This is a genomic window from Rhizobacter sp. P2_H3, from assembly GCF_056403355.1.
This window is the reverse complement of the sequence record NZ_JBFUFQ010000069.1, coordinates 16,036-27,041: the sequence shown is the minus strand read 5'-3', so window position 1 is coordinate 27,041 and position 11,006 is coordinate 16,036. Positions and strand designations below refer to the sequence as shown.

Genomic DNA, 11,006 nt, shown 5'->3' with positions numbered 1-11,006 from the left:
GCCCGCGACGCCGCCGAGGCGCTGGTGCGCGCCGCGCTGGCCGCCGGCGGGCGCGACAACGCGACCGCGCTGGTGTTGCGGGTGCGCGGCCTGGCCGACGGCGAGCTGAACGACGCGCTGCGCCGCGGCCGCAACCTGCCGGTGCCGCCGCGGTTGAAGGTGGGCGACCGGCTCGACGGCTTCACGATCACCGCGCGCGTCGCCGACAACGGGGTGCACTGCCTGTACCAGGCCCGCAGTGATGAAGCCGGTGAACCGCTGGTCGCGCTGAAGACGCTGCACCTGTCGCGCGCCAATGACCCGCAGGAGCGCGCGATGCTGGCGCACGAGGCCTGGCTCGCGTCGCGCGTGGGGAGCGCTGACGGTTTCGTGCGATTGCGCGAACTGCGCGAACCGACCGCCTTCTACGTCGCCTACGACTGGCATGCCGGCCGCACGCTGGAGCAGCTGCTGGCGGCCGGCGAGCGCGCCAGCGTCGGCGATGCGGTCGATGCGGCGATCGCGATCACCGGCGCACTCGCGCGCCTGCACCGGCTGGGCGTCGTGCACCGCGACGTGAAGCCCGCCAACCTGCACCGCGGCGACGACGGCCGCTGGCGCCTGCTCGACCTCGGCGTCGCGGTCTCGGGCCGCGAGCCGCGCGTGCTGCGCAGCCTGCATGCCGGCACGCCCAGCTACATGAACCCCGAGCAGTGGGCGAGCGACGACAACGCGGCCGGCGAGGCGGCCAACGCACGCAGCGACCTGTTCGCGCTCGGCGTCACGCTGTACCAGTGGCTGACCGGCCGGCTGCCGTACGGCGAGGTGCAGCCCTACCAGCGCGGGCGCTTCCGCAGCGATCCGAAGCCGCCGTCGCGGCTGCGCCCCGAGGTGCCGATCTGGCTCGACCATGTCGTGCTGAAGGCGGTGGCGCTCGATGCCCGCCAGCGTTTCGAGACCGCCGAGGAGCTGCTGCTCGCGCTGCAGCGCGGCGCCTCGCGCCAGCTCGCCGCGCCGCCCGCCACGCCGCTCGCGCAGCGCGATCCGCGGCTGCTCGGCCGCATCGCGCTCTGCGTCTCGGTGCTGCTGAACCTGCTGCTCATCTACTGGCTGCTGTTCCTGCCGCGCTGAATCGCTCATGGCCTGGCCTTCTGCGGCTGCAGCCGCGTCGTGCGCAGCCCGATGTCGGCCGGCTCGGCCACCGGCCGCGCCCGCCCACCCTTCTCGGCCCAGGTGCGCGTCCAGCGGATCTGCAGCGCCCGCATCACCGCCAGCATCACCAGCGCCAGCATGGCGAACAGCACGAAGCCCCAGGCATAGGTGCCGAGGTACTGCTTCGACAGCCCCATCGCGTTCGGCACCAGCCCGCCGCCCAGTGCGCCGATCTCGCCGATCATCGAACCGGCCACCGCGGTGGCCATCGGCCAGCGCAGCGGCACCAGCTGGAACAGCGCGCCGTTGCCCGCGCCGAGGGCCGCGAAGCACAGCATCAGCAGCAGCGTCGTGACCACCAGCGAGCCGGTCGACAGGCCGGTCAGCAGCAGGCAGGCGGCCACCACCACCAGCACCAGCGTCAGCGTGTTGACGCCGCCCCAGCGGTCGGAGAGCCAGCCGCCCACCACGCGCAGCGCCGCGCCCATGAAGGCGGCCAGCATCGTCAGCTGCCCCGCCTGCACCTTGCTGACGCCGAACTGGTCGTGGTAATAGGACGGCAGGAAGGTCGTGAGCCCGATGAAGCCGCCGAAGGTCACCGCATAGATCAGGCTGAAGGCCCAGCCGTCGCCCTCGAACAGGCAGGCGACGTGCTCGCGCAGGCTCGCATGGCTGTCGACATCGGGCGGTTCCTTCGCGAGCAGGATCATCACCAGCATCGGGATGGCGATCGCCGCGGCTGCGACGCCGTACACCGCCTGCCAGCCCAGCCACTGCGCGAGCGGCGGGGCCACCAGCACCGACACCGCGGTGCCGACGTTGCCGGCGCCCACCAGCCCCATCGCGAGGCCCTTGTGCTGCGGCGGGAACCAGCCGGCGCCGAGCGACAGCGCGACGCCGAAGCTCGCGCCGGCGATGCCCAGCAGCACGCCCATCGCGAGCAGCTCGTTGAAGCTGTGCACGAAGAAGAAGCCGAACAGCATCGCCACCGCGATCAGGCCCATCTCGACCAGCGTGGCGCGCTTGCGGCCGATGTACTGCGCCAGCACGCCGAGCGGAAAGCGCATCAGCGCGCCGGCGATGATCGGCACCGACAGCATCAGGCCCTTCTGCGCCGGCGACAGCGAGAAGGTCTCGCTGATGAAGGGCGCCATCGCGCCGTTCAGCACCCAGATGCAGCAGGAGAACGCGAAATACAGGAAGGCCGCGAAGAGCGTCGGGCCGTGGCCCGCGCGCAGGAAACTCTTGAACGAGGTTGACATGTGCAGCGCCGAAGCTGTTGGCACATGAATGCGCACTTCGTCGTGAGCATCACCCGCGGTGCGGAGGCAAGGTCGGGTGCAGCGTCACACCCGACGCATGCGTTGCAAGCGCCATGCCAGCGATGCGGCCCGTCGTGCGGCCCCCCGCGCTGGTATGGTTCGTTCCTTGCACGATGCGTCGTGCTTTCTCCTCTGTCGAACCTCTTCTGCCAACGTTCTGCCGAACCGGCTTTCCATGACTTCTGCCCTGATCCTGCTCGGCCCCTCCCAGGGCCTGCCTGCCTTGCAGGCCGACCTGCAATCGAGCGGGATTCACGTGCTTGGTGCGGTGGGCTGCGGCAACTTGGTGCGGGAATCGATCCGGCTCGAGCCGGATGTGGTCGTTTGTCACGACGCGCCGGCCGACGCGGCGGTGTTCGAGGCCTGCGCGCTGCTGGCCGCCACCGCGCCGCGGCCGGTGGTGCTGTTCACGCAGGATCCCGATGCGCAGAAGATCGAGCGCGCACTCGACAGCGGCATCCACGCCTACGTCGTCAACGGCTATGCGCCGGCCCGGCTGCGGCCGGTGCTGCAGCTCGCGCAGGCGCGCTGCGCGCTCGAGCAGAAGCGGCAGGCCGCGCTCGACGACGTGACGCACCGCTTCGAGGAACGCAAGCTGGTGGATCGCGCCAAGGGCATCCTGATGCGCGCCCGCCAGGTGTCCGAGGACGAGGCCTTCCGCGTGCTGCGCACGGCGTCGATGCACAGCAACCAGCGTGTCGGCCAGGTGTCGCAGCAGGTGATCGAGGCGGCGCGCTATGCCGAGGCGGTGAACCGGGCCGGGCAGCTGCGCATGCTGTCGCAGCGCATCGTCAAGCTGTATGCGCTGAGCGCGCTGGGCGTCGACAGCGGCGCGCATGCCGGGCTGCTGGACGAATCGTGCGCACGCGTCGATGCCAACGTGGTGGCGTTGCGCAAGGCGGTGTCGCAGGCCACCTTCGGCGACCTGCTGAGCGCGGTCGAGGTGCCGTGGCAGCGGCTGAAGGCGGCGCTCGCCGACCCGCCGCAGCGCGGCCGGGTGGCCGATGTCGACGTGCTGGCCGAGCGCGTTCTCCAGCAGGCCGACCAGCTCACCAGCAACCTGGAGACGGCCGGGCTGGTGGCCACGCTGCACGTGCTGAACGTCTGTGGCCGCCAGCGCATGCTGTCGCAGCGCTGGGCCAAGCAGGTGCTGCTGGGCGAGCTGCTCGAGGGAGACGGGGCGGTACGGGCGAAGGCACTGGCCGACGAGGCCGGCGCCGCGTTCGACGAGGCGATGCGTTACCTCGACGACATCCCGCTCAGCACGCGCGACATCCGCGACGCGCTCGACGCCGCCCGCGATGCCTGGTTGACGCTCGCGCGCGCCGGCGGCCAGGCGGCCGCGCTGCCGGGGCGGCGGGCGCTGGGCGAGGCCAGCGAGGCGCTGCTGGGGCTGTTCGAGCAGCTGACCGGGCAGTACGAGCGCAGCATGCAGGTTCTGATGGGCTAGCCGAAGGGGTAAAGCTTCTCGAAATCCCCCCATCTCGGGGGGGCGGTGCAACTCCGTGCCGCTATGATGAACAGAAGAGACATGGGAAGCGGCTGAACGGGGGTGAAGAGGACGCCCGGCCGCTTCAAAGCAGCACACCCGACCCATCGCATGACTGAAACCAAGCCCTTGGCCGTGCCCGCACGCGTGGACAACGCGCGCGCGCTCACCGCATCGCTCGGGCTCGCACCGCAGGCCCTGGGGGCGCTGGTGTTCACGCTGGCCGACCGGCTCGATGCCCCGCTGGCCATCAAGGAGGCCGCCACCGGCCGCTACGTGTACGCCAACAGCCGCATGGACGCGCTGGTCGGCCGCACCGCGGATGGCCTGTCCGACGAAGACTGGCTCGACCCGGCCCAGGCCGCGACGCTGCGCACCGCCGACCAGTCGGCGATGGTGCAGACGCTGCCGCAGGTCAGCGAGCACCGCATCGAGCGCAAGGGCGGGCGGCGCGAGTACAGCGTGACCCGGCAGGCGCTGGCCTCGCAGGACGGCAGCGGGCCCCGCTACCTGTGCTGCCTCTGGCTCGACCAGACCACGCAGCGCCAGCACGAGACCCAGCTGCAGATCGCGCTGCAGCAGCTGGAGCAGCAGCAGCAGGCGAGCGAGGCGTTCCGCCGCGAGATGCAGGACCAGGGGCTGCGCGACACCGTCACCGGGCTCTACCAGCGGGCGCACTTCGACGACCAGCTGCGCCGCGAGGTCGACCTGTCGTCGCGCGAGCACCGCGAGTTCGCGCTGGTGTCGGTGGCGCTCGATCCGCTGAACGACCAGGTGAAGGCGCTCGGGCCGGAAGCGCGGCAACGCGTGCTCGAGGCGCTGGGGCGGCTGCTGCGCAGCAACACCCGGGCGATGGATGCCTCGTGCCGGCTCGAGGAAGACCTGTTCGCGGTGCTGCTGTCGGGCGTCGGCCTGGCGACGGCGCATGCGCGGATGGAGGGGCTGCGCCGCCAGTGCGCGACGCAGATCGTGATGCTGAACGGGCGCGACCTGGGCTTCACCGTGTCGATGGGCGTCGCGAGCTTCCCGCACACGGCGCACACGCAGGAGGAGCTGCTGCAGGCGGCCGATGCGGCGCTGGCCGAGGCGCGGCGTCGCGGCGGCAATCACGTGACGCTGGCAAGCATCCGCTTCGAGACGTCGTGACGATCCGGGATCAGGCTAGGCCCTTGATGCCCTTGTAGAGCATGTAGCTCGCCAGGCTGTACAGCAGCACGGCGAACACCCGCTTCAGCTTCGCGGTGTCGATCCGGTGGGCGGTGCGCGCGCCGAGCGGCGCGGTGGTGACGCTGGCCGCGGCGATCACGACCAGCGCCGGCAGGTAGATGAAACCCAGCGTGCCGGGCGGCATGTCGTGCAGCGACCAGCCGGCGTAGATGTAGCCGACGGTCCCCATCAGCGCGATCGGAAAGCCCAGGGCGGCCGAGGTCGCCACCGCGGCGCGGATCGGCACGTTGCACCAGGTCATGAACGGCACCGAGACGAACGCGCCGCCGGCGCCGACCAGCGCCGACAGCACGCCGATCACGCTGCCCGCGCCGATCATGCCGGCACCCTGCGGCAGCTGGCGCGACGGCTTCGGCTTCTTGTCGAGGAACATCTGCGTGGCCGAGAAGCCGATGAACAGCGCGAACAGCAGCGCCAGCCAGTTGGCCGGCAGCGCCTTCGCGATCTGCGCGCCGAGCAACGATCCGAGCACGATGCCGGGCGCGAGCAGCTTGACGATGTCCCAGCKCACGCCGCCGCGCTGGTGGTGGGCGCGCACCGACGAGATCGACGTGAAGCAGATCGTCGCCAGCGAGGTCGCGACCGCCATCTTCACGATGTAGGCCTCGGGGAAGCCCTTCAGCGTCAGCAGCAGCGTGATGAACGGCACCAGCGTCGCGCCGCCGCCGACGCCGAGCAGCCCGGCCAGGAAGCCGGTGAAGGATCCGAGGACGAGCAGTTCGAGGATGAGTTGCCAGCCGAGGTCGAAAGCCATCAGGGCTTCCGATCCAGCAGTTCGAGCACCGCGGCCCATTCCTGCGCCGACACCGGCGTGATCGACAGCCGGTTGCCGGGCTTCAGCACCACCATCGACGCGAGCGAGGCCGCCTCGCGCATCTCGCGCAGCGACAGCAGCCGCGTCTTGCGCTCGAGCGCCACGTCGACATGCCACCAGCGCGGCTTCTCGGCCGTGGCCTTGGCGTCGAAGTACTTGCTCTTCGCGTCGAACTGCGTGGCGTCGAGGTACGGCTCGCCCACCACGCGCGCCAGCCCGGCGACGCCCGGCTCGGGGCAGGACGAGTGATAGAACAGCACGCCGTCGCCGCTGCGCATCTGGTCGCGCATGAAGTTGCGGGCCTGGTAGTTGCGCACGCCGACCCAGGGCACGCGCTGCTTCGGCGCAGCGGCCAGGTCGTCGATCGAACACTCGTCGGGCTCGCTCTTCATGAGCCAGAACTGTTCGGTCATGGTGCTGAGGAGAGGGGAAAGATAAGGTGTCCGTCACGCACCGTGAGCCGCATTCCTGAACCCAGGCAGTTCAGGTGGGCGAGGTCAGCCGGGCTTCGGGTTCATCTGACGCGAGACGATCACACCAACCGGGCGATGTTCCAAGCCCTTGCTCATAAGAGCATCGGTTCAAGGAAATATAAAACTCACGCGAACGCAACGGACTCGAAGAATTCTACGCGCGTCATCCGGCGCGAGTGTGTCTGTTCAAAGCAATTGCCCGTCGGCGCCAAGGGCTTGGTCGACACGGTGGATCAAAGCGTCTATGTCGATGTCTTCGCTGCTCGACGATGCCGAGGCAGGAGCCGGCGCCGGAGCGGGCGACGACTTCGGCGCAGCGGGCCGTTCGGCCAGTGCGTAGGCGAGGTTGAGTGCCGCCAGCACCGCGATCCGCTCGCGCGCCTTGACACGGCCGCCATCGCGGATCGCGCTCATCTCGCGGTCGACGTTGCCCACCGCTTCGAGCAGCGAGGCCTCGCCGCCTTCCGGGCAGCCGAGGATGTAGCTCTGCCCCATGATCGTCACTTCGATCTGCTTCATTTGGTGCGCGCTCCGGAATCGGCACCGACCGCCGCCGGGTCGGCCGGCAGGCGCTCGAGCAGCGCATCGATGCGGCCACGCGCCGCGTTCAGCCGCGAGCGCAGGTTGTCGCGCTCATGCGTGACGGTGGCGAGTTGTTGTTCGAGCAGGGCGTTGGTGCGCTTCAGTTCAWCGTGCCGCAGCAACAAGCGCTCGACGCGTTCGGCAAGTTCGTTGATCTTGGCCATGGCGCATCAAAGGTGGAGTGTGAACCGATTGTAGAGGGGGCGCCTGCGCCTGCTTACAATCGCGCCCGTTGGTGCCCGTGCCGGTGTTCACGCCGGCACAGTTAAACGGGAAGCAGAGGTTGCCCGACCGCACGGTCGCACGGCCCACCTGCGCTGCCCCCGCAACGGTAAGCGGACGAAGCCACCCGGCTTCAGCCCCTGCGCATCGCCACTGGAGCCCCTCGGCTCTGGGAAGGCGTCAGGGGTCCTTCCGCCAGCCCGGATACCGGCCAACAAGGCGGCGTCGCGTGCAAGCGCGGCGCCATGGGTGCGCACCAGCGGGGAAGCTGGCGCGCACGGCTTGATCGATGGCAGTTCCTTCATGATTTCTCGTTCCTCGCAGCTGCGCGCGCCCGTCGCGCCGAGCCTGCTTGCCGGCGCCTGCGCCGTGGCCTGTGCCTCCCTGTTCCCGCTGGCCGCCGCCCAGGCGCAGACGGCCGCCGTCGCGGCCGATGGCAGCCGTGTCTTCGCGCCGGTGATCGTCACCGCGACGCGCTTTCCGGAAGACGCGTCGAAGCTGCCGTTCGGCGTCAGCGTGATCACCTCGGCCGACATCCGCGAGGCCGGCGTCACGACGGTCAACGACGCGATCATGAAGCTGCTGGGCGTGCCCGGCCGGCTCGATTTCTACGGCGGCGGCGACTACTCGCTCGACCTGCGCAACTTCGGCACCACCTCCGACAACAACCAGGCGGTGATCGTCGACGGCATCAGGATCAGCGAGGCCGACCTGGGCGGCACGCGGCTGGCCGGCATCCCGATCGACTCGGTCGAGCGCATCGAGGTGCTGCGCGGCAGCGGCGCGGTGCTGTACGGCGAAGGCGCGACCGGCGGTGTGATCGTCATCACGACCAAGGCCGGCGCGGGCCTGCAGCGCAAGAACGGTGCGCAGGTCTACGGCGCGATGGGCAGCCATGCGCTGCTCGACACGCGCGCCAGCGGCACCGTGGTGGCGGGCAAGTTCTCGCTCGACGTGGCCGGCAACCACCGCGAGACCGACAACCACCGCGACAACTTCCGCTCCGAGTCCGAGGGTGCCTCGGCGACTGCGCAATGGCAGCTCGCCGACGGCGTGCGGATCGGCGCCCGCAGCGGCTGGGACCGGCTCGAAACCGGCCTGCCGGGTTCGCTGACGGCCGCGCAGTACGCCGACAACCCGCGCCAGACGAGCAAGCCGAACGACCATGGCGGCATCCGCAGCCGCAACTCGGGGCTGTTCGGCTCCGCGGTGCTGGGCGACTGGCAACTCGGGCTGGATGCCGGCTGGCGAGACAAGCACCTGGAGAGCCGTGGCAGCTCGACCTACGGGTACGACATCAACGCGAAGAACTACGCGCTGCGTGCGCGCAACGAGATGGCGCTGGCCGGCGGCCGCAATGCGCTGAGCTTCGGCATCGACCATGCCGACTGGACGCGCGACACGGTCTTCGGCTCGTCCGCCGACCAGACCTCGCGCGCGTTCTATGCGAAGGACGACTACACCTTCGCAGCGGGGACGCGGGTCAGTGTCGGCGGACGCAGCGAGCGCATCGAGAAGACCAGCACCGACACGACGACGGGCATCGACGACACGATGCACGCCTGGGAGCTGGGCCTGCTGCAGCCGCTGTCGACCTCGACCTCGGTGTATGGCCGGATCGGAAGCAGCTACCGGCTGGCCAATGCCGACGAATACAGCTTCACCGTCGGCGAGCTGCGCCCGCAGACCTCGCGCGACATCGAGCTCGGCCTGCGCTGGCAGGCCGGTGGCACGCGCGCCGAAGTGCGCGCCTACCGCAGCAAGCTGACCGACGAGATCGGCTACGACCCGAACGAGCCGAACGGCCCCTTCTTTGGCGCCAACGTCAACTTCGAGCCGACGCGCCGCCAGGGCGTCGAGGCCGAGCTGTCGCAGGCGCTGGGCAGCACGGCCAACGTGCGCGTGGTCGCGGCTCAGCGCCAGGCGCGCTTCACGGCCGGCCGCAACGACGGCAAGGACGTGCCGCTGACCGCGAAGACCACGCTGGCCTTGCGCGGCGACTGGGCGTTCGCCGAGGGGCACCGCGTCGACGCCGGCGTGAACTACGTGTCGTCGCAGACGCCGGACTTCGAGAACGCCTGCACGATGCCGGCCCACACGACGCTGGACCTGCGCTACGCGTACCAATGGCAGATGCTGGAATTCGCGCTCGGCGTGACCAACGCGACCGACAAGAAGTACTACACGCTGGCCTTCCGCTGCGTGAACGGCGCGACCAGCTCGATCTACCCGGAAGACGGCCGGGCCTTCACCGGCTCCATCCGCATCCAGTTCTGATCGAGTTCGATGGCGAGCCATGAACTGATCCTCGGCGGCCAGCGCAGCGGCAAGTCGCGCTGCGCCGAATCGCGTGCGATCGCCTGGCTCGCGACGCCGGGGCATGAGGCAGCGCTGCTCGCCACCGCGCTGCCCGGCGACGGCGAGATGCGCGAGCGCATCGCACAGCACCGCCGCGACCGCGCCGAGCGCGTGCCGRCGATGGTCACGCACGAGGTGCCGCGCGACCTCGCGCTCGGCATCGTGCAATACGCGCACCCGCAGCGGCTGCTGGTGATCGACTGCCTGACGCTGTGGACGACGAACTGGCTGATGCCCATGGAGCCGCTGGACCAGCCGCACGAGCGCTGGCAGGCCGCGTCGCAAGCGATGCTGGACGCATTGGCGGCGGCCGCCGGCCCGGTCGTGCTGGTGTCGAACGAGATCGGCCTCGGCCTGTCGCCGATGACACGCGAGGCGCGACACTTCGTCGACGAACTGGGGCGGCTGCACCAGGCGGTTGCCACGCACTGCGCGCGCGTGACGCTGATGGTGGCCGGGCTGGAACTGGCCGTGAAGGYGCAGACACGATGACGATGCACACCCTCCTGAAGCAGGTGCTGGCGATGGCGCTGCTGGCCGCGACCGGGCTGGCTRCCACCGCGGCCCCACTCACGCTGAAGGACGACCGCGGCCGCACGCTGACGCTGGCGGCCCCGCCGCAGCGCGTGATCAGCCTGCTGCCCTCGCTGACCGAGAGCGTGTGCGCGCTCGGCGGCTGCGCGCGGCTGGTCGGCACCGACCGCTATTCCAACTCGCCGGCCGAGGTGCTGGCGCTGCCCAAGCTGGGCGGCATCGACGACGCGCAGGTCGAGCGCATCGTCGCGCTGAAGCCCGACGTGGTGCTGGCCGCCACCTCGGCGCGCATCATCGAGCGGCTCGAGCAGCTCGGCGTGCACGTCGTCGTCGTCGAATCGAAGACGCATGCCGACGTGCAGCGCAGCCTCGCGACGATCGCGCAGCTGCTCGGCACGCCGGAGCGCGCCGCGCCGGTGTGGGCGCGCATCCAGCGCGAGATGGCCGAGGCCGCGGCGCGCGTGCCGGCCAAGGTGCGCGGGCAGCGGGTGTATTTCGAGGTCGATGCGTCGCCGTACGCGGCGGGCAGCAGCTCGTTCATCGGCGAGACGCTGACGCGGCTCGGCCTCGGCAACATCGTCACGCCCGAGCTCGGGCCGTTCCCGAAGCTGAACCCGGAGTACGTGCTGAAGGCGCAGCCCGACATCCTGATCGGTGCGCAGCGCAACGTGGCCGAGATGCCGGCGCGCCCGGGCTGGGCCGCGCTGCGCGCGGTGCAGGGCGGGCGCAGCTGCGGCTTCGATCCGGCGTCGTACGAAGTGCTGATCCGCCCGGGGCCGCGCATGGGCGAGGCGGCCTTGCAGCTCGCCGGCTGTGTCGCCGGCCTCCCGGAGCCGCGCTGACGTGAACGGACT

Annotated in this window: 11 protein-coding genes, 1 other RNA gene and 1 riboswitch; of the genes, 6 read left to right on the top strand and 6 right to left on the bottom strand. The window is 70.5% G+C overall.

Going from position 1 to position 11,006, the window contains the following annotated elements; translation table 11 throughout:
* Positions 1-1,110, top strand: a 1,110-nt coding sequence (locus AC1D1T_RS15025) for a serine/threonine-protein kinase (RefSeq protein ID WP_477992076.1), incomplete at its 5' end; no start/stop codon positions are given.
* Between the two features lie 5 nt (positions 1,111-1,115).
* On the opposite strand, the gene AC1D1T_RS15020 is transcribed toward AC1D1T_RS15025, so the two are convergent.
* Entirely contained in the window at positions 1,116-2,393 is a 1,278-nt protein-coding gene (locus tag AC1D1T_RS15020) for an MFS transporter (protein ID WP_477842692.1), read from the bottom strand.
* A gap of 235 nt (positions 2,394-2,628) precedes the next feature.
* Between AC1D1T_RS15020 and AC1D1T_RS15015 the strand changes: the two genes are divergently transcribed.
* Positions 2,629-3,903, top strand: coding sequence for an ANTAR domain-containing protein (locus tag AC1D1T_RS15015; RefSeq protein WP_047503008.1), 1,275 nt, complete (start codon positions 2,629-2,631; stop codon positions 3,901-3,903).
* A gap of 150 nt (positions 3,904-4,053) precedes the next feature.
* Positions 4,054-5,088 carry a sensor domain-containing diguanylate cyclase gene (locus AC1D1T_RS15010; RefSeq protein ID WP_047503006.1) on the top strand — a complete coding sequence of 345 codons (1,035 nt, stop codon included), beginning with the start codon at positions 4,054-4,056 and terminating at the stop codon, positions 5,086-5,088.
* Positions 5,089-5,098: 10 nt separating this feature from the next.
* Here AC1D1T_RS15010 and AC1D1T_RS15005 read toward each other — a convergent pair whose 3' ends face one another.
* The 5 genes from AC1D1T_RS15005 to AC1D1T_RS14985 all read right to left on the bottom strand — a co-directional run bounded on the left by AC1D1T_RS15005 (position 5,099) and on the right by AC1D1T_RS14985 (position 7,202).
* On the bottom strand, positions 5,099-5,923 hold the full coding sequence (locus tag AC1D1T_RS15005; protein ID WP_477992075.1) for a sulfite exporter TauE/SafE family protein: 825 nt from the start codon (positions 5,921-5,923) through the stop codon (positions 5,099-5,101).
* Positions 5,923-6,396 carry an EVE domain-containing protein gene (locus AC1D1T_RS15000; RefSeq protein ID WP_477842696.1) on the bottom strand — a complete coding sequence of 158 codons (474 nt, stop codon included), beginning with the start codon at positions 6,394-6,396 and terminating at the stop codon, positions 5,923-5,925. Before AC1D1T_RS15000 ends, AC1D1T_RS15005 begins: the two co-directional genes overlap by 1 nt.
* A gap of 25 nt (positions 6,397-6,421) precedes the next feature.
* Positions 6,422-6,602, bottom strand: a non-coding RNA gene (gene ssrS, locus AC1D1T_RS14995) — 6S RNA.
* Positions 6,603-6,642: 40 nt separating this feature from the next.
* Positions 6,643-6,975, bottom strand: coding sequence for a cell division protein ZapA (locus AC1D1T_RS14990; RefSeq protein ID WP_047503002.1), 333 nt, complete (start codon positions 6,973-6,975; stop codon positions 6,643-6,645).
* Positions 6,972-7,202: a cell division protein ZapB gene (locus tag AC1D1T_RS14985; RefSeq protein ID WP_477992074.1), complete on the bottom strand. Its 231-nt coding sequence runs from the start codon at positions 7,200-7,202 to the stop codon at positions 6,972-6,974. Before AC1D1T_RS14985 ends, AC1D1T_RS14990 begins: the two co-directional genes overlap by 4 nt.
* Positions 7,203-7,255: 53 nt before the next feature.
* Positions 7,256-7,490, top strand: a riboswitch (cobalamin riboswitch).
* 73 nt (positions 7,491-7,563) lie between these two features.
* Between AC1D1T_RS14985 and AC1D1T_RS14980 the strand changes: the two genes are divergently transcribed.
* The 3 genes from AC1D1T_RS14980 to AC1D1T_RS14970 are packed head-to-tail and all read left to right on the top strand — an operon-like array spanning position 7,564 to position 10,994.
* Complete coding sequence (locus AC1D1T_RS14980; protein WP_477992073.1) at positions 7,564-9,537, top strand: TonB-dependent receptor; 1,974 nt, start codon at positions 7,564-7,566, stop codon at positions 9,535-9,537.
* Between the two features lie 9 nt (positions 9,538-9,546).
* Positions 9,547-10,110, top strand: coding sequence for a bifunctional adenosylcobinamide kinase/adenosylcobinamide-phosphate guanylyltransferase (locus tag AC1D1T_RS14975; RefSeq protein WP_477992072.1), 564 nt, complete (start codon positions 9,547-9,549; stop codon positions 10,108-10,110).
* Positions 10,107-10,994 (top strand): ABC transporter substrate-binding protein, encoded by an 888-nt coding sequence (locus tag AC1D1T_RS14970; protein ID WP_477992071.1) that lies wholly within the window; start codon positions 10,107-10,109, stop codon positions 10,992-10,994. The genes AC1D1T_RS14975 and AC1D1T_RS14970 overlap by 4 nt, the downstream gene beginning before the upstream one ends.
* Positions 10,995-11,006: the final 12 nt, after the last annotated feature.